The 24,770-nt window shown below is 69.8% G+C and carries 20 protein-coding genes; all 20 read left to right on the forward strand.

The window, feature by feature from the left end; genetic code table 11:
• Positions 1-5: 5 nt before the first annotated feature.
• Positions 6-1,304, forward strand: coding sequence for an MCE family protein (locus tag ABD879_RS13000; RefSeq protein WP_345020990.1), 1,299 nt, complete (start codon positions 6-8; stop codon positions 1,302-1,304).
• Entirely contained in the window at positions 1,301-2,638 is a 1,338-nt protein-coding gene (locus ABD879_RS13005) for an MCE family protein (RefSeq protein ID WP_345020992.1), read from the forward strand. The genes ABD879_RS13000 and ABD879_RS13005 overlap by 4 nt, the downstream gene beginning before the upstream one ends.
• A complete protein-coding gene (locus ABD879_RS13010) occupies positions 2,635-4,146 on the forward strand; it encodes an MCE family protein (protein WP_345020994.1) in 1,512 nt (503 codons plus the stop codon). Before ABD879_RS13005 ends, ABD879_RS13010 begins: the two co-directional genes overlap by 4 nt.
• A 70-nt stretch (positions 4,147-4,216) precedes the next feature.
• Positions 4,217-4,738 (forward strand): hypothetical protein, encoded by a 522-nt coding sequence (locus tag ABD879_RS13015; protein WP_345020996.1) that lies wholly within the window; start codon positions 4,217-4,219, stop codon positions 4,736-4,738.
• The gene (locus tag ABD879_RS13020) at positions 4,735-5,856 is read left to right on the forward strand and encodes a hypothetical protein (RefSeq protein WP_345020998.1); all 1,122 of its coding nucleotides are present in this window, start codon (positions 4,735-4,737) and stop codon (positions 5,854-5,856) included. The genes ABD879_RS13015 and ABD879_RS13020 overlap by 4 nt, the downstream gene beginning before the upstream one ends.
• 472 nt (positions 5,857-6,328) lie before the next feature.
• A complete protein-coding gene (gene rpoB / locus ABD879_RS13025; RefSeq protein ID WP_345021000.1) occupies positions 6,329-9,796 on the forward strand; it encodes a DNA-directed RNA polymerase subunit beta in 3,468 nt (1,155 codons plus the stop codon).
• Between the two features lie 20 nt (positions 9,797-9,816).
• On the forward strand, positions 9,817-13,689 hold the full coding sequence (locus tag ABD879_RS13030) for a DNA-directed RNA polymerase subunit beta' (protein ID WP_345021002.1): 3,873 nt from the start codon (positions 9,817-9,819) through the stop codon (positions 13,687-13,689).
• Between the two features lie 419 nt (positions 13,690-14,108).
• The gene (locus ABD879_RS13035; RefSeq protein ID WP_345021004.1) at positions 14,109-15,629 is read left to right on the forward strand and encodes a hypothetical protein; all 1,521 of its coding nucleotides are present in this window, start codon (positions 14,109-14,111) and stop codon (positions 15,627-15,629) included.
• Positions 15,630-16,176: 547 nt separating this feature from the next.
• Complete coding sequence (gene rpsL / locus ABD879_RS13040) at positions 16,177-16,551, forward strand: 30S ribosomal protein S12 (protein WP_019632621.1); 375 nt, start codon at positions 16,177-16,179, stop codon at positions 16,549-16,551.
• A complete protein-coding gene (gene rpsG / locus ABD879_RS13045) occupies positions 16,551-17,021 on the forward strand; it encodes a 30S ribosomal protein S7 (RefSeq protein ID WP_285494283.1) in 471 nt (156 codons plus the stop codon). Before rpsL ends, rpsG begins: the two co-directional genes overlap by 1 nt.
• Before the next feature lie 40 nt (positions 17,022-17,061).
• A complete protein-coding gene (gene fusA, locus ABD879_RS13050) occupies positions 17,062-19,173 on the forward strand; it encodes an elongation factor G (protein WP_345021008.1) in 2,112 nt (703 codons plus the stop codon).
• Positions 19,174-19,251: 78 nt separating this feature from the next.
• Positions 19,252-20,445, forward strand: coding sequence for an elongation factor Tu (gene tuf, locus ABD879_RS13055; protein ID WP_285494281.1), 1,194 nt, complete (start codon positions 19,252-19,254; stop codon positions 20,443-20,445).
• A gap of 105 nt (positions 20,446-20,550) precedes the next feature.
• A complete protein-coding gene (gene rpsJ, locus ABD879_RS13060; protein ID WP_018657599.1) occupies positions 20,551-20,859 on the forward strand; it encodes a 30S ribosomal protein S10 in 309 nt (102 codons plus the stop codon).
• A gap of 14 nt (positions 20,860-20,873) precedes the next feature.
• Positions 20,874-21,524: a 50S ribosomal protein L3 gene (gene rplC, locus ABD879_RS13065; RefSeq protein WP_345021010.1), complete on the forward strand. Its 651-nt coding sequence runs from the start codon at positions 20,874-20,876 to the stop codon at positions 21,522-21,524.
• On the forward strand, positions 21,521-22,150 hold the full coding sequence (gene rplD / locus ABD879_RS13070; RefSeq protein ID WP_345021012.1) for a 50S ribosomal protein L4: 630 nt from the start codon (positions 21,521-21,523) through the stop codon (positions 22,148-22,150). The genes rplC and rplD overlap by 4 nt, the downstream gene beginning before the upstream one ends.
• Positions 22,147-22,446 (forward strand): 50S ribosomal protein L23, encoded by a 300-nt coding sequence (rplW, locus tag ABD879_RS13075; protein ID WP_345021014.1) that lies wholly within the window; start codon positions 22,147-22,149, stop codon positions 22,444-22,446. The genes rplD and rplW overlap by 4 nt, the downstream gene beginning before the upstream one ends.
• A 41-nt stretch (positions 22,447-22,487) precedes the next feature.
• The gene (rplB, locus tag ABD879_RS13080) at positions 22,488-23,321 is read left to right on the forward strand and encodes a 50S ribosomal protein L2 (protein WP_345021016.1); all 834 of its coding nucleotides are present in this window, start codon (positions 22,488-22,490) and stop codon (positions 23,319-23,321) included.
• Between the two features lie 12 nt (positions 23,322-23,333).
• Positions 23,334-23,615 (forward strand): 30S ribosomal protein S19, encoded by a 282-nt coding sequence (gene rpsS / locus ABD879_RS13085; protein ID WP_067912145.1) that lies wholly within the window; start codon positions 23,334-23,336, stop codon positions 23,613-23,615.
• A 61-nt stretch (positions 23,616-23,676) separates the two neighbouring features.
• Positions 23,677-24,054, forward strand: a complete 378-nt coding sequence (rplV, locus tag ABD879_RS13090) for a 50S ribosomal protein L22 (RefSeq protein ID WP_285494277.1) — start codon at positions 23,677-23,679, stop codon at positions 24,052-24,054.
• A partial coding sequence (gene rpsC, locus ABD879_RS13095; protein ID WP_345021018.1) for a 30S ribosomal protein S3 occupies positions 24,054-24,770 on the forward strand: 717 nt, incomplete at its 3' end. The genes rplV and rpsC, both read left to right, overlap by 1 nt.

The following is a 24,770-nucleotide window of genomic DNA, read 5'->3' on the forward strand; positions in this document are numbered from 1 at the left end:
CATCCGTGCGTAACAAAGGAACCATCCTCCGCGTCGGCGGCGTCGTCCTCGTCGTCGCCGTGCTGGCGGCCGTGCTCGTGTCGGTGTTGCGAGAGCCCGAGCAGAAGCACCTGACCGCGTACTTCACCCGGACGGTCGGCCTGTACCCCGGCGCCGACGTGCGGATCCTCGGCATTCCCGTCGGGGAGGTCACCGACGTCACCCCGGTCGGCGGCTCGGTGCGGGTGAAGATGCGCTACGACGCCAAGTACAAGGTGCCCGCCGACGCCCAGGCCGTCATCGTCAACCAGACGCTGGTGTCCGACCGGTACGTGCAGCTCACCCCCGTCTACAAGGGCGGTGCGGTGATGGCCGACGGGGCGACGCTGGCGGTCAACCGCACACAGGTGCCCGTCGAGGTCGACCAGGTCGGCTCCAGCCTGAACGAGCTGTCCAAGGCGCTCGGCCCGCAGGGCGCCAACTCGCAGGGCGCCCTGACGCGGCTGCTGCAGGTCGGCGCGGACACCCTGGAGGGCCAGGGCGAGGACATCCGGCAGACGATCTCCGACACCTCCGAGCTGCTGAGCACGCTCAGCGAGGACCGCGAGGACGTGGCCAAGACCATCGAGAACCTGCGGATCATCACCCGCGCGCTCAAGGACAACGACGCGCAGGTCAGGCAGTTCACCCAGCATCTGAGCGGGGTGTCGGCGCAGCTGGCGGCCGAGCGCGAGGAGCTGAGCGCGGCGCTCAACACGCTCGGGCCGACGCTGCGCAACGTCCAGCGGTTCGTCAAGGACAACCGCGAGCAGCTGTCGGACAACGTGCGGCAGCTCGCGCAGATCACCGGCGTGCTGGTCAAGGAGAAGGACGCCCTGGCCGAACTGCTGCAGACGGCGCCGCTGGCCATCAACAACCTGGGCCGCGCCTACGACCCGATCAGCGGCACCATCCACAACCGGGTGAACTTCCTGCAGTTCGACAACCTGGCCGACTGGCTGTGCTCGCTGGCCTACTCGGTCGGCACCCCCGCCAAGCAGTGCCTGGACTTCGTCACCCCCTACAACGGCATCGGCAAGGCGCTCAGCGGACTGAGCCTGGACCTGTCCTGGATCACGGCGCTGACCACGCACTACGACCCCGAGCCGATCCCGCCGGACGCCTACGGCCCGAACGCCGGCTCGGGCTCGGCCAAGAGCTCGTCGAGCTCGTCGGCCAAGACGAACGCCAAGACGAACGCCGAGACGAACGCCAGGACGAACAAGGCCAAGACCGCGAGCACGCGCAGGGACTTCACGGCCCTGCTGCCAGGAGGTGGCCGATGAGCAGGCGCCGGACCGACGAGCACGCGCCCCGGGCGGGCCGCCGGACGGGCGCCGCGCCCGTCCGCAGGCTGGGCGCCGTAGCGCTGGCCGCCGCGGCGGCGCTGTCGGGCTGCTCGTTCCGCGGCGTGGACTCGCTCCCGCTGCCGGGCGGCCCCGACCTGGGCGCCGCCCCCCGCACCGTCAAGATCGAGTTCGCCAATGTGCTGGATCTGGTGCCGCAGTCGGTGGTGAAGGTCAACGACGTGTCGGTCGGCAAGGTCGAGAAGGTGGACCTGGCGGGCGGCCCCGGCGGCTGGCACGCGGTCGTCACCGTCAAGCTCCGCCGGGACGTGAAGCTGGCCGACAACGCCGTCGCCTCGATCAACCAGACCAGCCTGCTGGGCGAGAAGTACGTGGCGCTGGCCAACCCCGCGAACGAGACGCCGCGCGGCGAGCTCGGCACCGGCGATGTGATCCCGCTGTCGCGCACCCGGCAGGGCACCGAGGTCGAGACGGTGCTGTCGGCGATGTCGATGCTGCTCAACAACGGCGGCCTGGAGCAGATCTCCACGATCACCCACGAGCTGAACGCGGCGATGAGCGGCCGCGAGCCGCAGATCCGGTCGGTGCTGAACCGCGTCAACACCTTCGTCGGCACCCTGGACCGCAACCGCACCGCGATCACCCGGGCGCTGGACAGCATCGACCGGCTGTCGGCCAAGCTGTCGGCCGAACGGCGCACCATCACCGACACCGCCGACCGCACCGGTCCGGCCATCGAGATCCTGCGCCGCAACCGCGCCGACCTGACGAAGATGCTGGTCAGCCTCGACAAGCTCAGCCGCACCACCACCGATGTGCTGAACAGGTCGCACGCCGACATGGTGGCCAACCTCCGCGACATCGACACGATCCTGCGCAACCTCAACAAGGCGGGCGAGAACCTGCCCAAGTCGCTGGAGACCCTGATGACGTTCCCGTTCCCGCCCACCTTCAGCAACGTCATCCGCGGCGACTACGGCAACGTCCGGCTGACCCTCGACCTGGACTTCGAGAGCATCGCCAAGAACCTGTTCGGCGGCACCGAGCTGGAGAAGCTGGCCGACAGCGGCCGCCAGATGCGCGACATGCTCACCGTCCCGAACGTGACCCTGCCGCAGACGCCGCTCGGCGTGCTGCCGCAGACGTCCGGCGGCACCGCCGGCACCGGCGGCGGGCTGCCCGGGCTGCCGTCCTTTGGGAACAGCGGCCAGAACGGCCAGAACGGCCGGAACGGCGGCGGGCAGAGCCGGCCGGGGGCCATGGCCCCGCACCAGCGCGATCTGGAGACCCTGATGACGGGGGGCCTGTCGTGATCCTCAAAACCGGCGTCAAGATCCAGCTGCTGGTCTTCGCGGTCATCACCGTGATCGGCGTGTACGTGGTGACGGTCGACTACATCGGGCTGGGCCGCCAGGTGTTCAACCGGCAGTACACCGCCTACGTCGACCTCACCGACTCCGGCGGCGTGTTCACCGGCGCCGAGGTGACCTACCGGGGCGTGGCGGTCGGCCGGGTCGGCCCGATCCAGCTCACCCGCGACGGCATCCGCGTCCGGCTGGACCTGGAGCGCGGCCGCGCCATCCCGCGCGCCGGGCTGATCGCCGTGGTGGCCAACCGGTCCGCGGTCGGCGAGCAGTACATCGACCTGCAGCCCGCCCGCGGCGGCCGCCCCTACCTGCACGAATACGTCGACGGCAAGCCGTACACGATCCCCCGGCAGAACACCCGGCTGCCGGTGTCCACCGCCGAGCTGCTGCGCAACGTCAACACGCTGATCGAGCGCAACAACCTCAAGCCGGAGAACCTGCGCACGATCGTCGACGAGCTGGACAAGGCGTTCTCCGGCTCGGCCGCCGACCTGCAGCGGATCCTGGACGACACCGACCGGCTGCTGAAGACCGCCGACAAGTCCTTCCCGGCGACCAAGGAGCTGCTGGACAACAGCCGCACCGTGCTGAACACCCAGCGCTCCCAGGGCGCCGACATCCGCGCCTTCGCCCGCGACCTCGACCGGCTCACCACCCAGCTGCGCCGCGACGACCCGGCCCTGCGCTCCGCCATCGACGCGGCCCCGTCCACGGTCGGCCGGCTCGACGCGACGATCGACGACCTGGCGCCGACCCTGCCGGTGCTGCTGGCCAACATGACCAGCACCGGGCAGGTCATCGCGTCCCGCCAGGACGGGCTGCGGTCGCTGTTCATCCTCTACCCGATCGCGGTGGCCGGGGCGTTCACCGTGACCCCGGGCGACGGCACCCAGCACCTCGGCCTGGCGCTCAACATCAACGCCCCCGCGCCCTGCACCAAGGGCTACGAGGTGACGCAGCGGCGCTGGCCGCAGTTCACCGAGTCCAAGGAGCCGCCGCTGACGGCCGGGTGCAAGGAGCCCGCGAACTCCGACAAGGCCGTCCGCGGCAGCCGCAACTTCCCCAAGGACGGCATCCGCCCGTACCCGAAGGTCCCCGCGGGCGCCACCGACGGCGCCGGGTTCCCGCCCGGCGGCGCGGACGGCGGCTCCGGCGGCTCGGACGGGGCCAAGGCGTCCGGCGAGGACGAGACCCGGAAGAAGTCCGAGGACGAGCAGACCGGGGAGACCAAGCAGGCCGCCGCGGGCGGCGACGCCGGCGTCCAGACGCAGAGCGCCGTGACCGTTCCGCTGGGCTCCACCCGGGTGGAACTGGCCGGGTACGATCCATCGACCGGATGGGTCTACGGGCCCGACGGCAAGCGTTACGGCATGGGCTGGACGGGCGACCAGGCGCGCCTGCTCGGCGAGGCGGGCTGGAAGATGCTCCTGCTGGGCCCCCTGGGGCTGAACTGAACGGCCGGACCGACCACGGGCCCGCACCGACCACCGAGGCCGGGCCGAAGCCTGCGAAGGAGGCGACGCGATGAGGTACGGCGCGACCGACGCGATCGACGCCGAGGCGTCGCGCGGCCGCCGGACCACCCTGTCCGTGCTCGGCGTGCTGGCCGTGGCGCTGGCCGTGGCGGCGGGGGTGTTCGGCTACCGGTACTGGCGGGCGCAGGAGGAGGAGAAGCAGCGCGCGGCCGCCGCCCAGGCCGCCCGGCAGACCGCCGTCAACCTGTCCAGCCTCGACTACCGCGACATCCAGAAGGGCATCGACCGGGTGCTGGCGGGGCTGACCGGCGACATCCGCAACCAGTGGGCCACCCAGGCCAAGACCGTCGCCGACGTCGCCACCAAGAACCAGTCGATGTCCCAGGTGCAGCAGGTGCGGGCCGGCGTGGTGTCGATGGACGGCGACTCCGCCGAGGTCATCGTGGCGATCACCTCGACCACCACCAGCCCGAAGGTGCCGCAGGGCGCGCCCCGGTACTACCGCTACTCGATGGATCTGACCCGTACCGACGGGCGCTGGCTCGTCTCGAACTTCGGGATTGTCCCATGACGATGCTCGGACGCAGGAAGCGCGACGCCGCCGAGAAGGCCAAGAAGGCGGAGAAGGCGCGGCAGCGCGCCGAGGCGGCCGCGCGCAAGGCCCGTGAGGCCGCCGAGGCGGCCGAGCGCGCGGCCCGCGAGGCGGCCGAGGCGGAGGCCGAGCAGGCGGCGGCCGAGGGCGGGACCGAGACCGGGTCCGAGTCCGGCGCCAAGCCCGAGCCCGACTCCGGCTCCAAGGCCGAGGGCAGGAAGGCCCCGGAGGCCGAGGACGGCTCCGAGACGTCCGAAGAGCCGGAAAAGCCCGCTGAGGCGTCCGCGACCGAGGGCGGCTCCGAAGGCGGCGGCGACGCCTCCGAGGGCGCTGAGGACGCCGACAGCGCCGGGGAAACGCACAAGAGCGGGCCGCGGGATGCCGACGCGGCCGAGGCCGGCGACGCGGCGGCCGGCGGGCGGGAATCCGGGGACGAGGGATCCGGGGACGACGGCAAGCCCGCCCTCACCAAGACCGCGACCGAGACGAAGACGGCCGAGACCGAGACCGTCGCCGAGCCGGACGGCGCCGAGCGGGCCGGGGACGACGCGGCCGACGGCGACGAGGAGGGCGACGGCGAGCGCGCCCCCGGACGGGCGCGGCGGTTCTTCCGGGCGGTGGCGTCCGCCGGTGTGCCCGGATACGTGCTGATCGCCGTCAACGTGGCGCTGGTGGCGGGGCTGGCGTGGCTGGTGCCGGCCGTGAACCGGGCCGGCGACCAGAAGGCGGCCGCCGACCAGGTGAAGTTCGCCGCGTCCCGGGCCGCCGAGGACCTGTCGTCGTACGACTACCGCACGATCGACGCCGACCTGAAGCGGGCCACCGAGCAGACCACCGGCGCGTTCAAGGCCGAGTTCCAGCGGCTGACCGGGTCGGTGCGGACGTCGGCCACCCAGCAGCAGGCGGTGGTGGAGGGCACCGCGGTCAAGACGGCCGTGGAGAGCGTCGACGGCGATCGGGCCGTCGCGCTGGTGTTCCTCAACCAGCAGACCGCCAAGGAGAGCAGCGGCCAGCGCACGCCGAGCCAGTTCTCGATGCGCCTGGTGATGCGCAAGGTCGGCGACCGCTGGCTGGTCTCCGAGCTGCAGATGCTCTGATCCCGGACCCGCCCGCGGCCGGACGCGTCGTCCGGCCGCGGGCCCGGCATGCCCCTGCCGCCCGCCTCCGCCGGGGCGCGAGTTTGCTCTTGGCCGGGCTCGGTGGTTTCCTGGATCGCCGATCGGGACCCGCAGGGGTGCGGACGCGCCCGGGCTACCGGCGGGTAGGGGGCCGAATCCTAAACTATGGCCTTCCTCACTGCAGGTCAGAGCCCGAAAAGTCCAAGTCCGCTCTTGACTCGGGGCCGCTGAGGAGCGATGCTCCATGGCAGTTGTGATGCATACAGCGGCGCTAGACTTGCATGCGGTGTAGTGGTCGGCTACACTGCCCCTTTGCGCTGCCCTCTGACTATCCATGTGCTGAACATCCCCGTCATGTCCCGCTTGCGGGCGGTTCGTTGGGGTGTCCGGTACCTGGATCGTCTGGCGTGCGCGTCATCTGTTACGCCGCGAGCCCTCGGAAGGACCACTCTTGGCAGCCTCGCGCAACGCCTCGAATACCGCAACCGGTCCGCACCGCGTCTCCTTCGCGCGCATCAAGGAGCCGCTCGAAGTCCCGGACCTCCTCGCGCTGCAGACCAACTCGTTTGACTGGCTGCTGGGCAACGAGAGGTGGAAGGCCCGGGTCGAGGCGGCCCAGAAGGCCGGTAGTAAGAGTGTCCCGACGCAGTCGGGCCTTGAGGAGATCTTCGAGGAGATCAGTCCCATCGAGGACTTCTCCGGGACCATGTCGCTGTCGTTCCGGGACCACCGCTTCGAGCCGCCCAAGTACTCCGTCGAGGAGTGCAAGGACAAGGACATGACCTACTCCGCCCCGATGTTCGTCACGGCGGAGTTCATCAACAACACCACCGGTGAGATCAAGAGCCAGACGGTGTTCATGGGCGACTTCCCGCTCATGACCCCCAAGGGCACCTTCATCATCAACGGCACCGAGCGGGTGGTGGTCTCCCAGCTGGTCCGCTCGCCCGGCGTGTACTTCGACCGCGCCCTGGACAAGGCGTCCGACAAGGACATCTACGGGTGCAAGGTCATCCCCAGCCGCGGCGCCTGGCTGGAGTTCGAGATCGACAAGCGCGACAACGTGGGCGTGCGCATCGACCGCAAGCGCAAGCAGCCGGTGACCGTGCTGCTCAAGGCGCTGGGCTGGGACGAGGCCCGCATCCGCGAGCGGTTCGGCGGCTACGAGTCGATCAACGTCACCCTGGAGAAGGACCACACCTCCGGCCAGGACGACGCGCTGCTGGACATCTACCGCAAGCTGCGGCCGGGCGAGCCGCCGACCAAGGAGTCGGCGCAGACCCTGCTGGAGAACCTGTACTTCAACCCCAAGCGCTACGACCTGGCCAAGGTCGGCCGCTACAAGGTCAACAAGAAGCTCGGTCTGGACCTGGACATGAACACCGGGACCCTGACCGAGGACGACATCGTGGCCACCATCGAGTACCTCGTCCGGCTGCACGCCGGCGAGGAGGAGGCCACCGTCGGCGTGGTGCCGGTGCCGATCGAGGTCGACGACATCGACCACTTCGGCAACCGCCGCCTGCGCACCGTCGGCGAGCTGATCCAGAACCAGGTCCGGCTGGGCCTGGCCCGCATGGAGCGGGTCGTCCGCGAGCGGATGACCACCCAGGACGTCGAGGCGATCACGCCGCAGACGCTGATCAACATCCGGCCGGTCGTCGCCTCCATCAAGGAGTTCTTCGGCACCAGCCAGCTGTCGCAGTTCATGGACCAGACCAACCCGCTGGCCGGGCTGACCCACAAGCGGCGCCTGAACGCCCTGGGGCCGGGCGGTCTGTCCCGTGAGCGCGCGGGCATGGAGGTCCGCGACGTCCACCCGTCGCACTACGGCCGCATGTGCCCGATCGAGACGCCGGAAGGCCCGAACATCGGCCTGATCGGCTCGCTGGCCGCCTTCGGCCGGGTCAACCCGTTCGGCTTCGTCGAGACCCCGTACCGCCGGGTGGTCGACGGCCGGGTCACCGACGACATCGACTACCTGACCGCCGACGAAGAGGACCGCTACGTCATCGCGCAGGCCAACTCGCCGATGACCGAGGACGGCCACTTCGCCGAGGACCGCGTCCTGGTCCGCAAGAAGGGCGGCGAGGTCGAGCTGGTGCCGCCGGGCGAGGTCCAGTACATCGACGTGTCGGCGCGGCAGATGACCTCCGTGGCCACCGCCATGATCCCGTTCCTGGAGCACGACGACGCCAACCGGGCGCTGATGGGCTCCAACATGCAGCGCCAGGCGGTGCCGCTGCTGCGCAGCGAGGCGCCGCTGGTCGGCACCGGCATGGAGTACCGCGCCGCGACCGACGCCGGCGACGTGATCCTGGCCGAGAAGGCCGGCGTGGTCGAGGAGGTCTCCGCCGACTACGTCACCGTCATGAACGACGACGGCACCCGCACCACCTACCGGGTCGCCAAGTTCAAGCGGTCCAACCAGGGCACCTGCTTCAACCAGAAGCCCATCGTCGACGAGGGGCAGCGGGTCGAGGCCGGGCAGGTCATCGCCGACGGTCCGTGCACCGACAACGGCGAGATGGCGCTCGGCAAGAACCTGCTGGTGGCGTTCATGCCCTGGGAGGGGCACAACTACGAGGACGCGATCATCCTGTCCCAGCGCCTGGTGCAGGACGACGTGCTCAGCTCGATCCACATCGAGGAGCACGAGGTCGACGCCCGCGACACCAAGCTGGGCCCCGAGGAGATCACCCGGGACATCCCGAACGTCTCCGAGGAGGTGCTGGCCGACCTCGACGAGCGCGGCATCATCCGCATCGGCGCCGACGTCGTCCCCGGCGACATCCTGGTCGGCAAGGTCACCCCGAAGGGTGAGACCGAGCTGACCCCCGAGGAGCGGCTGCTGCGCGCCATCTTCGGCGAGAAGGCCCGCGAGGTCCGCGACACCTCGCTGAAGGTGCCGCACGGCGAGCAGGGCAAGGTCATCGGCGTCCGGGTGTTCTCCCGCGACGAGGGCGACGAGCTGCCCCCGGGCGTCAACGAGCTGGTCCGGGTGTACGTCGCGCAGAAGCGCAAGATCACCGACGGGGACAAGCTGGCCGGCCGGCACGGCAACAAGGGCGTCATCTCCAAGGTGCTGCCGGTCGAGGACATGCCGTTCCTGGAGGACGGCACCCCGGTCGACATCATCCTCAACCCGCTGGGCGTGCCCGGCCGGATGAACGTCGGCCAGGTGCTGGAGACCCACCTCGGCTGGGTCGCCAGCCAGGGGTGGAAGATCGAGGGCGACGACGCCGAGTGGAAGCGGACGCTGCGGGCGCTGGGCGCCGCGGAGGCGCCGCCGTGGACCAAGACCGCCACGCCGGTGTTCGACGGCGCCCGCGAGGACGACGTCACCGGGCTGATCGAGAGCACCCTGCCCAACCGGGACGGCATGCGCCTGGTCGGTCCGGGCGGCAAGGCGCGGCTGTTCGACGGCCGCACCGGCGAGCCGTACAAGGACCCGATCTCGGTCGGCTACATCTACATCCTCAAGCTGCTCCACCTGGTCGACGACAAGATCCACGCGCGGTCGACCGGCCCCTACTCCATGATCACGCAGCAGCCGCTGGGCGGTAAGGCGCAGTTCGGCGGCCAGCGCTTCGGGGAGATGGAGGTCTGGGCGCTGGAGGCGTACGGCGCCGCCTACGCCCTGCAGGAGCTGCTGACCATCAAGTCCGACGACGTCCTCGGCCGGGTCAAGGTCTACGAGGCCATCGTCAAGGGCGAGAACATCCCCGAGCCCGGCATTCCCGAGTCCTTCAAGGTGCTCATCAAGGAGATGCAGTCGCTCTGCCTCAACGTCGAGGTGCTGTCCAGCGACGGCATGTCCATCGAGATGCGCGACACCGACGAGGACGTCTTCCGCGCCGCGGAGGAGCTCGGCATCGACCTGTCCCGGCGTGAGCCGAGCAGTGTCGAAGAGGTCTGATCAACTCAAGGGGAAAACTGTTGCTTGACGTCAACTTCTTCGACGAGCTTCGCATCGGTCTGGCGACCGCCGACGACATCCGCCAGTGGTCCCACGGCGAGGTGAAGAAGCCGGAGACGATCAACTACCGGACCCTCAAGCCGGAGAAGGACGGGCTCTTCTGCGAGAAGATCTTCGGCCCGACCCGGGACTGGGAGTGCTACTGCGGCAAGTACAAGCGCGTCCGGTTCAAGGGCATCATCTGTGAGCGCTGCGGCGTCGAGGTGACCCGCGCCAAGGTGCGGCGCGAGCGGATGGGCCACATCGAGCTGGCCGCTCCGGTCACCCACATCTGGTACTTCAAGGGCGTCCCGTCGCGGCTGGGCTACCTGCTGGACCTGGCCCCCAAGGACCTCGAGAAGATCATCTACTTCGCCGCGTACATGATCACCAGCGTGGACACCGAGCGCCGCGAGCGCGACCTGCCCACGCTGGAGGCGCACATTTCGGTGGAGCGCCAGCAGATCGAGCAGGCCCGCGACGCCCAGATCGAGGCCCGCCAGCAGAAGCTGGAGGCCGACCTGGCGGAGCTGGAGGAGGCCGGCGCCAAGGCCGACCAGAAGCGCAAGCTGCGCGACAGCGCCGAGCGGGAGATGAAGCAGCTGCGCGACCGGGCGCAGCGCGAGCTGGACCGCCTGGAGGAGGTCTGGACGAGGTTCAAGAACCTCAAGGTCCAGGACCTGGAGGGCGACGAGCTGCTCTACCGCGAGATGCGCGACCGCTTCGGCAAGTACTTCGAGGGCGGCATGGGCGCCGCGGCCATCCAGGCCCGGCTGCAGAACTTCGACCTGGAGGCCGAGGCCGAGAAGCTGCGCGAGACCATCCGCACCGGCAAGGGGCAGAAGAAGGCCCGCGCGCTCAAGCGGCTGAAGGTCGTCTCGGCGTTCCTCAACACCCGCAACAGCCCGCTGGGCATGGTGCTGGACTGCATCCCGGTGATCCCGCCGGACCTGCGTCCGATGGTCCAGCTGGACGGCGGCCGGTTCGCCACGTCCGACCTGAACGACCTGTACCGGCGCGTCATCAACCGCAACAACCGGCTCAAGCGGCTGCTCGACCTGGGCGCGCCCGAGATCATCGTCAACAACGAGAAGCGGATGCTGCAGGAGGCCGTCGACGCGCTGTTCGACAACGGCCGCCGCGGCCGCCCGGTCACCGGGCCGGGCAACCGTCCGCTCAAGTCGCTGTCGGACATGCTCAAGGGCAAGCAGGGCCGGTTCCGCCAGAACCTGCTGGGCAAGCGCGTCGACTACTCCGGCCGTTCGGTCATCGTGGTCGGCCCGCAGCTGAAGCTGCACCAGTGCGGCCTGCCCAAGCAGATGGCGCTGGAGCTGTTCAAGCCCTTCGTGATGAAGCGCCTGGTCGACCTGAACCACGCGCAGAACATCAAGTCCGCCAAGCGGATGGTCGAGCGCGCCCGCCCGGTGGTGTGGGACGTGCTGGAAGAGGTCATCACCGAGCACCCGGTGCTGCTCAACCGCGCGCCCACCCTGCACCGCCTGGGCATCCAGGCGTTCGAGCCGCAGCTGGTGGAGGGCAAGGCCATCCAGATCCACCCGCTGGTCTGCACCGCGTTCAACGCCGACTTCGACGGCGACCAGATGGCGGTGCACCTGCCGCTGTCGGCCGAGGCGCAGGCCGAGGCGCGGATCCTGATGCTGTCCACCAACAACATCCTCAAGCCGTCGGACGGCAAGCCGGTCACCATGCCCACCCAGGACATGGTCATCGGGCTGTACTGGCTGACCACCGACGCCGAGGGCGCGCTCGGCGAGGGCCGCGCGTTCTCCTCGGTCGCCGAGGCGATCATGGCCTACGACCGCGGCGAGCTGGACCTGCAGGCGAAGATCTCGGTGCGGCTGAAGGACGTCCCGCCGCCGCGCGGCTGGCAGGCGCCCGAGGGCTACGAGCCGGGCCGCCCGTACCGGCTGGAGACCACGCTCGGCCGGTGCCTGTTCAACGAGACGCTGCCGAACGACTTCCCGTTCGTCAACTACGAGGTCGGCAAGAAGCAGCTGTCGGCGATCGTCAACCAGCTGGCCGAGAACTACCCCAAGGTCGAGGTGGCGGCGGCGCTGGACGAGCTGAAGAGCACCGGCTTCCACTGGGCGACCCGGTCCGGCACGACCATCGCGATCGAGGACGTGGTGGTCCCGCCGAACAAGCAGGAGATCCTGGTCACCTACGAAAAGCGCGCCGACAAGGTGCAGCGGGAGTTCAACCGCGGCCTGATCACCGACGACGAGCGCCGGCAGGAGCTCATCGAGATCTGGAACAAGGCGACCGCGGACGTGGCCGCCGACATGGAGGCGGCGTTCCCCAAGACCAACCCGGTGTGGATGATGATCCAGTCGGGCGCCCGGGGCAACCCGCTGCAGCTGCGCCAGATCGCCGGCATGCGCGGCCTGGTCTCCAACCCCAAGGGCGAGACCATCCCGCGGCCGATCAAGTCGTCCTACCGCGAGGGCCTGTCGGTGGTGGAGTTCTTCATCTCCACCCACGGCACCCGCAAGGGTCTGGCCGACACCGCGCTGCGCACCGCCGACTCGGGTTACCTGACCCGGCGTCTGGTGGACGTGGCGCAGGACGTCATCGTCCGCGAGGAGGACTGCGGCACCGACCGCACCATCCCGTTCCGGGTGGCCGAGCGGGACGCCGCGGGCAACCTGGTCAAGCCGGCCAACGCCGAGACCAGCCTGATCGGCCGGACCATCGCCGAGGACGTCGAGGTCGACGGCACGGTGATCGTGCAGGCCGGCGCCGACCTGTCGGACGCGGTGCTGACCCGGCTGATCGAGGCCGGCGTGGAGGAGGTGCGCACCCGCAGCGCCCTGGTCTGCGAGGCCAAGATCGGCGTGTGCGCCGCCTGCTACGGCCGCAGCCTGGCCACCGGCAACCGGGTGGACGTCGGCGAGGCGGTCGGCATCATCGCCGCCCAGTCCATCGGCGAGCCCGGCACCCAGCTGACCATGCGCACCTTCCACACCGGTGGTGTCGCCGGTGCGGACATCACGCACGGTCTGCCGCGTGTGCAGGAGCTGTTCGAGGCCCGCATCCCCAAGGGCGTGGCCCCGATCAGCGAGGTCGCCGGCCGCGTCAAGATCGACGAGACGGAGAAGACCCGCAAGGTCGTCATCGTCCCCGACGACGGCTCCGACGAGATCGCCTACCCGGTGCCGATGCGTTCGCGCCTGCTGGTCAAGGAGGGCGAGCACGTCGAGGTCGGCCAGAAGCTGATCGCCGGTGTGGTCAACCCGCACGAGGTGCTGCGCATCCTCGGCCCGCGCGCCGTGCAGCTGCACCTGGTGCAGGAGGTCCAGAACGTCTACCGCTCGCAGGGCGTGTCGATCCACGACAAGCACATCGAGGTGATCGTCCGCCAGATGCTCAAGCGGGTGAACATCCTGGAGTCGGGCGACACCGAGTTGCTGCCCGGCGACCTGGTGGAGCGTCCGCTGTTCGAGGAGACCAACCGCAACGTGGTCGCCGAGGGCGGCACGCCCGCCGCGGGCCGTCCCGTCCTCATGGGCATCACCAAGGCCTCGCTGGCCACCGAGTCGTGGCTGTCGGCGGCCTCCTTCCAGGAGACCACCCGGGTCCTCACCGAGGCGGCCATGCACGCCAAGAGCGACCCGCTGCTGGGCCTGAAGGAGAACGTCATCATCGGTAAGCTCATCCCGGCCGGTACCGGCATGCCGCAGTACCGCAACGTCCGGGTCGAGCCGACCGAGGAGGCCAAGGCGGCGGTGTACTCCGTCGGCTCCTACGACGACGGCGCCGAGTACGCCTTCGGCCAGGGCTCCGGCGAGGCCGTCCCGCTGGAGGAGTACGACTTCGGCCAGTACAACCGGTAACGGCCGCACGGTCGTCGGAGGCCGCCCCGATCGCGGATCGGGGCGGCCTCCGCCTTTTCCGGGGCGCGCCGGTGGGCGGGGGAGGCCGGTGGGGCGCGGGCGGGGATAGGATCGTGAGTCTCCGGTGCGCGACCGGAATCCGGGGCGCCGTCTGCTCGCGGCGCGGTGCTCCGGTGCTGTTGTCGCGAAGGCCGTCTCGCCGGGCTCCGGCGGGGCGGTCTTCCCGCGTCCGCCGCCGCCTCCGGTGGCGGTGCGCGATGCCGCCGCCACGGTGCGTGCCGGTGATTTGCGATAGACCGGCCGATCGGGGCAGGCTGGGGCAAGAAAGGACCGGGCGCGGTCGAGCGGCCACGTCCGGGAGCGCGGAGAGGTCCGGGCGTGGAGAGGTCCGGGACGACGGCACTGAAGGAGCCCCCACGATGACCGAGCATGACGGCACGCAGGGACCGCAGCCGCCGTCGCCGGGCGACGAGGAGTCGCCCGAGGCGCCGGGCGGGCGGTCCGCAGGGCAGCAGCCGGGGCGGCCGATGGGCGACCGGACCGTGGTGTTCGGCGCACCGCAGCTCGGCGGCGCCGCCGGAGGCGGCCGCCACGCCGCGCCCCAGGACCAGGGGCAGCAGCCCCCGGCGCAGCAGCCGCAGCCCCAGCAGCCGCAGCAGGGCGGCACGCCCCCGCCTCCGCCGCCGACCATGGTCGAGTCGCTGTCGCAGTTCGGGCAGGGGCAGGAGCCGCCGCAGGGGCCGTACGGCCAGCAGCAGCCCGCGCCGGGCCAGCAGCAGGCTCCCGGTCAGCAGCAGGCGCCGTACGGGCAGCAGGCCCAGGGGCCGGGTGGGTTCACTCCGCCTCAGGCGCCGCCGCAGCCTCCCTACGGCCAGCAGCCGTATCCGCAGCAGCCGTACACCCAGCAGCAGGGCCTCGGGCAGCAGCCCGAGCAGCAGCAGTACGGGCAGCCCCAATACGGCCAGCCGCAGCCGGCGTACAACCCTGCGCAGGACCTCTACTCCCCGCCGCCGCAGGTGCAGCAGCACCAGCAACAGCAGCAGGCCCAGCAGCAGCCGCAGCAGCAGGCCGAGGGCGGCGAGGGCGGCGAGCGCACCCTGATCGTCCCCGGTCCGGGGGCCGGTGCGCCCGAGGCCGACAGGGCCCGGCCCGTCGCCGGCGACCAGGCCACCACCGCGTGGTCGCCCGGCACCGACATCCCCGTGGCCACGGGGCCCGAGCGCAAGCAGCCGGAGGCGCAGGGCGAGCCGTGGCAGGCCCCGACGCCCCCGGCCACCCCCGAGCCGTGGGCGCCCCAGGACGACAAGCAGGGCGTCGACTCCGCCCGCACCCTGATGGTGCCGCCTCCCGAGGCCGGGGCGGGCACCGCCTCCTCGGGTGAGGAGCACCCGCCCGCGCCGTACGGCGCCGCCCAGGGGCAGCACGAGCAGCCCGGCGGCGAGGACGCGCGGTCGACGCAGGCGTTCAGCAACCCCGCCGGAGCCGGCACCGACGGCGCCACGCGCATGGACATCGGCCAGCAGCAGTGGGGCCAGCCGGGTCAGCAGGGCCAGGCCCAGCAGGGGCAGTTCGGCCAGCAGGGCTACGGGCAGGGCGAGCAGCAGCAGTACGGCCAGCAGGCCCCGTACGGCCAGCAGCAGAGTCCGTACGGCGGTCAGCAGCAGAACCCCTACGGGCAGCCCGAGGGGCAGCAGCAACAGCAGTACGGTCAGCAGGTCTACGGCCAGCAGCAGGGGCAGCAGGGCCAGTACGGTCAGCAGGCCCCGGCCCAGTACGGGCAGCAGGGGCAGTTCGGCCAGCAGCAGGGCGGCTACCCCGGCTACGGCGCCGCGGCCGGTTCGGACGACAAGGGCGGCAAGGGCGGTAAGACGCTCTACATCGTCGGCGGTGTGGCCGCCCTGGTGATCCTCATCGTGGTGATCGTCGCCTTCGTGATGTAGCGGCCGCGGCCGGGAGGCCGGCGCGGTCGGCCGCGGCCGCCGCGCCGCCCGATAGGGCGCCCATTCCGGGCGTCGGGGACAAAACAAACACTCAACAAAAATCCGTCGGCATTCCGGCGTTTCACCCGCGCTCGGACGGTTACTCATAACGAGCGCGGCCGTGCACGTCAGGCCGGTTCCAGCGGGCCGGTACTTGCGCCGGAGGGGGCCGGCGCGATAGTGCGGAACTCGCTTTGCACTTTGGCGCGGGGCTGGGTAGTCTCTTGCTTCGCGCCCGCCGGTGTGCGGGCCGATCCGCGTGCGCACCGGCAAGGCCCAGGTGCCAGGGCCGGCGCCGCGAAACACTCCCCGGCTTGTTTCGGCCCCCTGGGGCCGGGCGGTCGTGTGTGGCCAAGCAGAGTGCGACACGCCCGACCGCGTGGGTCGGAGAGGTCGGGAAACCGGCAGGTCACAGCCTCGTCAGAGGTGGTGATGACGGGTTCCGTGCGAGCGGAATCCACCCCAGAACGAACACATACCGGCTCGGTACGAGGAAGACGGAGACGCGGTGCCCACGATCCAGCAGCTGGTCCGCAAGGGCCGCCAGGACAAGGTGACCAAGAACAAGACGCCCGCGCTGAAGGGCAGCCCGCAGCGCCGGGGTGTCTGCACGCGCGTCTACACCACGACGCCCAAGAAGCCGAACTCCGCGCTTCGCAAGGTCGCTCGTGTCCGGCTGACCAGCGGGATCGAGGTCACCGCCTACATCCCCGGGGTCGGCCACAACCTGCAGGAGCACTCCATCGTGCTCGTGCGCGGCGGTCGTGTGAAGGACCTCCCGGGCGTTCGGTACAAGATCATCCGCGGTTCGCTGGACACCCAGGGCGTGCGGAACCGCAAGCAGGCGCGCAGCCGCTACGGCGCGAAGAAGGAGAAGAGCTGATGCCGCGCAAGGGCCCTGCTGGCAAGCGCCAGCTCATCGCCGACCCGGTGTACAACTCGCCGCTGGTCACCGCGCTCATCAACAAGGTGCTCCTGGACGGCAAGCGCTCGCTGGCGCAGCGCATCGTCTACGACGCCCTGGAGGGGTGCCGCGAGAAGACCGGCAACGACCCTGTCGTCACGCTCAAGCGCGCCCTCGACAACGTCAAGCCGACCATCGAGGTCAAGAGCCGCCGCGTCGGTGGTGCGACCTACCAGGTCCCGGTGGAGGTGCGGCCGGCGCGCAGCACCACGCTGGCGCTGCGCTGGCTGGTGCAGTACGCCCGGCAGCGCCGCGAGAAGACCATGACCGAGCGGCTGATGAACGAGCTGCTGGACGCGAGCAACGGCCTCGGCGCCTCGGTGAAGAAGCGCGAGGACACGCACAAGATGGCGGAGTCCAACAAGGCGTTCGCCCACTACCGCTGGTGACCGCGGTCACCGACCCACTACGACTTACGCGAGGACGACAGTGGCTACCAAGACCGGTGTAGACCTGGCCAAGGTCCGCAACATCGGGATCATGGCCCATATCGACGCGGGCAAGACCACGACGACCGAGCGGATCCTGTACTACACGGGCATCAGCTACAAGATCGGCGAGGTCCACGACGGCGCCGCCACCATGGACTACATGGAGCAGGAGCAGGAGCGGGGGATCACCATCACCTCCGCCGCGACCACCTGCACCTGGCCGGTCGACGACGTCAAGCACACCATCAACATCATCGACACGCCGGGCCACGTCGACTTCACCATCGAGGTCGAGCGGTCGCTGCGCGTCCTGGACGGCGCGGTCGCGGTGTTCGACGGTGTCGCCGGCGTCGAGCCGCAGTCGGAGACCGTCTGGCGTCAGGCCGACCGCTACGGCGTCCCGCGGATCTGCTTCGTCAACAAGCTCGACCGGGTCGGGGCCGAGTTCCACCGCTGCGTCGACATGATCCGTGACCGGCTGCAGGCCACCCCGCTGGCCATGCAGCTGCCGATCGGCGCCGAGGCCGACTTCCGGGGCGTCGTCGACCTGGTCACGATGAAGGCCCTCCTCTGGAACGAGGAGGCCAAGCTCGGCGAGATGTACGACGTCGTCGACATCCCCGACACCCACGTCGAGATCGCCCGCGAGTGGCACGACAAGCTGATCGAGACCCTCGCCGAGAACGACGACGAGATCATGGAGCTGTACCTGGAGGGCACCGAGCCCACCGTGGAGCAGCTCTACCCGGCGATCCGGCGCGCCACCATCGCGGGCAACGTGACCCCGGTGCTGTGCGGCACGGCGTTCAAGAACAAGGGCGTGCAGCCGCTGCTGGACGCGATCGTCCGCTACCTGCCCTCGCCGCTGGACGTGGAGGCCATCGAGGGGCACGCGGTCCGCGACGAGGAGACCTCGCTGGCCCGCAAGCCCAGCGAGGAGGAGCCCTTCTCCGCGCTGGCCTTCAAGATCGTGTCCGACCCGCACCTGGGCAAGCTGACCTTCATCCGCGTCTACTCGGGCGTCCTGGAGTCCGGCTCCCAGGTCCTGAACTCCGTCAAGGAGCGCAAGGAGCGGATCGGCAAGATCTACCGGATGCACGCCAACAAGCGTGAGGAGATCGACCGGGTCGGCGCCGGCGACATCGTCGCGGTGATGGGTCTCAAGCAGACCACCACCGGCGAGACGCTGTGCGACGAGAAGGACCCGATCGTCCTGGAGTCGATGACCTTCCCGGCTCCGGTCATCCACGTGGCGATCGAGCCGAAGACCAAGGCCGACCAGCAGAAGCTGTCCACGGCGATCCAGCGGCTGGCCGAGGAGGACCCGTCCTTCCAGGTCCGCACCGACGAGGACACCGGCCAGACGGTGATCTCCGGTATGGGCGAGCTGCACCTGGAGATCCTGGTCGACCGCATGAAGCGGGAGTTCAAGGTCGACGCCAACGTCGGCAAGCCGCAGGTGGCCTACCGGGAGACGATCACCAAGAAGGTGGAGAAGGTCGAGTACACCCACAAGAAGCAGACGGGTGGCTCGGGCCAGTTCGGCCGCGTGATCATCGACCTGGAGCCGCTGGGCGAGGGCAACGACGGCTACGAGTTCGAGAACAAGGTCACCGGTGGGCGCATCCCGCGGGAGTACATCCCGTCGGTGGACGCCGGCTGCCAGGAGGCGGCCGAGTTCGGCGTGCTCGCCGGTTACCCGATGGTGGGTGTGAAGGTCACCCTCCAGGACGGCGCCTACCACGAGGTCGACTCCTCGGAGATGGCCTTCAAGGTCGCCGGTTCCATGGCGTTCAAGGAGGCCGCCCGCAAGGCGGCGCCGACGCTGCTGGAGCCGCTGATGGCGGTCGAGGTCACCACGCCCGAGGACAACATGGGCGATGTCATCGGTGACCTCAACAGCCGGCGCGGTCAGGTCCAGGCCATGGACGAGCGCGCGGGGATGCGGGTCGTCAAGGCGCTCGTGCCCCTCTCGGAGATGTTCGGCTACGTGGGCGACCTGCGCAGCAAGACCCAGGGCCGGGCGGTCTTCACGATGCAGTTCGACTCCTACGCGGAGGTGCCCAGCAACGTCGCGCAGGAGATCATCGCCAAGGCGCGGGGCGAGTAGCACCCGAGCCCGAGGTCACCAGCCAGCAGCATCAGGCGGCCGGTCCAGCCGGCCGACGATCGCAACAAGGAGCAACCAGTGGCGAAGGCCAAGTTCGAGCGGACCAAGCCGCACGTAAACATCGGCACCATCGGGCACATCGACCACGGTAAGACCACCCTTACCGCGGCGATCACCAAGGTGCTGCACGACGAGTACCCCGACCTCAACCCGTTCACGCCCTTCGAGGACATCGACAAGGCCCCCGAGGAGCGCGAGCGCGGTATCACCATCTCCATCGCGCACGTCGAGTACCAGACCGAGGCTCGGCACTACGCGCACGTGGACTGCCCGGGTCACGCGGACTACATCAAGAACATGATCACCGGTGCCGCCCAGATGGACGGCGCGATCCTGGTCGTGGCCGCCACCGACGGCCCGATGCCGCAGACCAAGGAGCACGTGCTGCTGGCCCGCCAGGTCGGCGTGCCCTACATCGTCGTCGCCCTGAACAAGTGCGACATGGTCGACGACGAGGAGATCCTGGAGCTGGTCGAGCTCGAGGTCCGCGAGCTGCTCAGCGAGTACGAGTTCCCCGGTGACGAGGTTCCGGTCGTCCGCGTCTCGGCCTTCCAGGCCCTGCAGGGCGACGCCAAGTGGGCCGAGTCCATCAAGGAGCTCATGAAGGCCGTGGACGAGAACGTCCCCGAGCCGCAGCGCGACACCGACAAGCCGTTCCTGATGCCGATCGAGGACGTCTTCTCGATCACCGGCCGCGGCACCGTGGTGACCGGCCGCATCGAGCGTGGCGTGATCAACGTCAACGAGGAAGTCGAGATCATCGGCATCAAGGAGGAGTCGCTCAAGACGACCGTCACCGGCGTCGAGATGTTCCGCAAGCTCCTCGACCAGGGCCAGGCGGGCGACAACGTCGGCCTCCTGCTGCGCGGTGTCAAGCGCGAGGAGGTGGAGCGCGGCCAGTGTGTCATCAAGCCGGGCACCAACACCCCGCACACCGAGTTCGAGGCGCAGGTCTACATCCTGTCCAAGGACGAGGGTGGTCGGCACACGCCGTTCTTCAACAACTACCGTCCGCAGTTCTACTTCCGGACCACGGACGTGACCGGCGTCGTGAACCTGCCCGAGGGTACCGAGATGGTCATGCCGGGCGACAACACCGAGATGCGCGTCGAGCTGATCCAGCCCGTCGCCATGGAGGAGGGCCTGAAGTTCGCCATCCGTGAGGGTGGCCGGACCGTGGGCGCGGGTCGCGTCACCAAGGTCATCAAGTAACACCTCTCGTCGACGCGGCGGCCCGGCCGCCAGAACCACAGGCCGGGCCGCCGCGTCACGATCGAACACCCAGCGGCACTACCAGCAAAGGACACCGAGGCCACCATGGCGGGACAGAAGATCCGCATCCGGCTCAAGGCCTACGACCACGAGGTCATCGACACCTCCGCGAAGAAGATCGTTGAGACGGTGACGCGGACGGGCGCCAAGGTCGCGGGCCCGGTGCCGCTGCCGACCGAGAAGAACGTGTACTGCGTCATCCGCTCGCCGCACAAGTACAAGGACTCGCGCGAGCACTTCGAGATGCGCACGCACAAGCGGCTGATCGACATCATCGATCCCACGCCCAAGACGGTCGACTCGCTGATGCGGCTCGACCTTCCGGCCGGCGTTGACATCGAGATCAAGCTCTGAGGGACGCACCGAAGATGAGTAGGAACAGGAAGGGCGTCCTGGGCGAGAAGCTCGGCATGACCCAGGTCTTCGACGATGAGGGCCGGATCGTTCCGGTGACCGTCGTCCAGGCCGGGCCGTGCGTCGTCACCCAGATCCGCACCCAGGACCGCGACGGCTACAGCGCCGTGCAGCTCGGGTACGGCCAGATCGACCCGCGCAAGGTGAACAAGCCGCGCGCCGGGCACTTCGAGAAGGCCGGCGTCACCCCGCGCCGCTACCTGGCCGAGATCCGGACCGATGACGCCTCCGAGTACGAACTCGGCCAGGAGATCACCGTTACGGTCTTCGAGGCCGGGCAGAAGGTCGACGTCACCGGCACCAGCAAGGGCAAGGGCACCGCTGGTGTGATGAAGCGTCACGGCTTCGGCGGCCTCGGCGCCTCGCACGGCACCCAGCGCAAGCACCGTTCGCCGGGCTCGATCGGCGGCTGCGCGACCCCCGGTCGCGTCTTCAAGGGCCTCCGCATGGCGGGGCGGCACGGCAACGCCCGGACCACCGTGCAGAACCTGACCATCCACGCCATCGACCCGGAGAAGAACCTGCTGCTCATCAAGGGCGCGGTTCCCGGCCCGAACGGCGGGCTGGTCATGGTTCGCGACGCAGTGAAGGGAGCGGGCAAGTGACCAGCAAGCTGGACGTCGACCTGCCTGCGGAGATCTTCGACGCCAAGACCAACGTGCCGCTGATCCACCAGGTCGTGGTGGCGCAGCAGGCCGCGGCGCGGCAGGGCACCCACGCCACGAAGACCCGCGGGGACGTGCGCGGCGGCGGCAAGAAGCCGTACCGGCAGAAGGGCACCGGCCGGGCCCGCCAGGGCTCGACCCGCGCCCCGCAGTTCGCCGGCGGCGGCACCGTCCACGGGCCGCAGCCCCGCGACTACACCCAGCGGACGCCGAAGAAGATGAAGGCCGCCGCGCTGCGCGGCGCCCTGTCGGACCGGGCCCGCCACGGCCGGGTCCACGTGGTCGACCACCTGATCGAGGGCGACACGCCCAAGACCAAGACGGCGCTGACCGCGCTGCGCGGCGTGACCGACGCGCGGCGGGTGCTGGTGGTCCTGGACCGCGAGGACGAGGTCACCTGGAAGAGCCTGCGCAACGAGCCCAGCGTCCACCTTCTGGTGTCCGACCAGCTCAACACCTACGACGTGCTGGTGAACGACGACGTGGTCTTCACGAAGGCCGCCTACGACGAGTTCATCGCGCGCGCTACCAAGAAGTCCGGTGCTTCGGAGGCGGTGGCCGAATGAACAAGATCGCCGACCCTCGCGACATCATCATCGCGCCGGTCGTCTCGGAGAAGAGCTACGGACTGCTGGACGAGAACAAGTACACCTTCATCGTCCGCCCGGACGCCAACAAGACGCAGATCAAGCAGGCCGTGGAGGAGGTGTTCAACGTCAAGGTGACGAAGGTGAACACCCTCAACCGGCCGGGCAAGCGCAAGCGCACGCGGTACGGCTGGGGCAAGCGCAAGGACACCAAGCGCGCCATCGTCAGCCTCGCCGAGGGCGACCGGATCGACATCTTCGGGACCCCGGCCTGACGGCCGGGATCGCCGGAGCAGACAAGGGATGAACGAAAAAGATGGGCATCCGTAAGTACAAGCCGACGACGCCCGGCCGTCGCGGTGCGAGCGTGTCCGACTTCGTCGAGATCACGCGCACCGAGCCGGAGAAGTCGCTGCTGCGCCCGCTGCCGAAGAAGGGCGGGCGCAACAACCACGGTCGCATCACCACGCGGCACCAGGGCGGCGGGCACAAGCGCGCCTACCGGATCATCGACTTCCGGCGGGACGACAAGGACGGCATCCCGGCGAAGGTCGCGCACATCGAGTACGACCCGAACCGCACCGCCCGCATCGCGCTGCTGCACTACGTGGACGGCGAGAAGCGCTACATCCTCGCCCCGCAGGGACTCAAGCAGGGCGACCGGGTCGAGAACGGTCCGGGCGCCGACATCAAGCCGGGCAACTGCCTGCCGCTGCGCAACATTCCGACCGGTACCGTCATCCACGCCATCGAGCTGCGGCCGGGCGGCGGCGCCAAGATCGCCCGCAGCGCGGGCGCGGGCGTGCAGCTGCTGGCCAAGGAGGGCAAGTACGCCACGCTGCGCATGCCCTCCGGCGAGATGCGGATGGTGGACGTGCGCTGCCGCGCCACCGTGGGCGAGGTCGGCAACGCCGAGCAGTCCAACATCAACTGGGGCAAGGCGGGCCGCATGCGCTGGAAGGGCCGGCGCCCGACCGTCCGCGGTGTGGCCATGAACCCGATCGACCACCCGCACGGTGGTGGTGAGGGCAAGACCTCCGGCGGTCGGCACCCGGTCAACCCCAAGGGCAAGAAGGAAGGCCGCACCCGCCGGGCCAACAAGCCCAGCGACCGGCTGATCGTCCGTCGGCGCACGAAGAAGAAGCGGTAGGAGTCGCTCGTCATGCCACGTAGCCTTAAGAAGGGCCCCTTCGTGGACGACCACCTTCTGAAGAAGGTGGAGGAGCAGAACGAGAAGGGGACCAAGAACGTCATCAAGACGTGGTCGCGGCGCTCCATGATCATTCCCGAGATGATCGGGCACACGATCGCGGTGCACGACGGCCGCAAGCACGTCCCGGTGTTCATCACCGAGGCCATGGTGGGGCACAAGCTCGGCGAGTTCGCGCCGACGCGCACGTTCCGCAGCCACGTCAAGGAAGACCGCCGCAGCCGTCGCGGCTGAGCAGGCAGAGGGTCTCGCCCGTCGCGGCGGGCGAGGATCGCAACACGGAGAGGAACTAGCGATGGAAGCCAGGGCCCAGGCGCGGTACATCCGCGTCACGCCCAGGAAGGCCCGCCGCGTGGTGGACCTCATCCGCGGCCTGCCGGCCACGGAGGCTCAGGCGGTGCTGCGGTTCGCCCCCCAGGCTGCGAGTGAGCCGGTGGGCAAGGTGCTGGCGAGCGCCATCGCCAACGCCGAGCACAACTTCAAGCTCGACACCGACACGCTGGTCGTGAGCCGCGCGTGGGTGGACGAGGGGCCGACGCTGAAGCGCTTCCGGCCCCGCGCCCAGGGCCGGGCTTACCGCATCAACAAGCGCACGAGCCACATCACCGTGGTGCTGGAGTCGCGCGAGGAGGCTTCGGCGGGCGGCGGCAGGAAGCAGAGGAGGGCCCGGTAGTGGGTCAGAAGATCAACCCGCACGGGTTCCGGCTCGGCGTCACCACCGACCACAAGAGCGTGTGGTTCGCCGACAAGCTCTACAAGGACTACGTCAAGGAAGACGTCCAGATCCGGCGCATGCTCAACAAGGGCATGGACCGGGCGGGCATCTCCAAGGTGGAGATCGAGCGGACCCGTGACCGTGTCGAGGTCAACATCCACACCGCCCGGCCGGGCATCGTCATCGGCCGCCGCGGCGCGGAGGCCGAGCGGCTGCGCGGCGACCTGGAGAAGCTGACCGGCAAGCAGGTGCGGCTGAACATCCTCGAGGTCAAGAACCCCGAGGTGGACGCGCAGCTGGTCGCGCAGGGCGTGGCCGAGCAGCTGTCCAGCCGGGTGGCGTTCCGCCGCGCGATGCGCAAGGCGATCCAGTCGGCGATGAAGTCCGGCGCCAAGGGCATCAAGGTGCAGTGCTCCGGCCGCCTCGGCGGCGCGGAGATGTCGCGGTCGGAGTTCTACCGCGAGGGCCAGGTGCCGCTGCACACGCTGCGCGCCGACATCGACTACGGGTTCTACGAGGCCCGGACGACGTTCGGCCGCATCGGCGTCAAGGTGTGGATCTACAAGGGCGAGGCCGCGCAGACCCGCCTCGAGCGCGAGCAGCAGGCCGCCCAGCAGCGGGCCGCCGGCGGCGGCCGGCAGCGCCGCGGCGGCCACCGCGGCGGCGGCGGCCGG

The organism is Actinomadura keratinilytica (assembly GCF_039539665.1).
Taxonomy (GTDB): Bacteria; Actinomycetota; Actinomycetes; order Streptosporangiales; family Streptosporangiaceae; genus Spirillospora; species Spirillospora keratinilytica.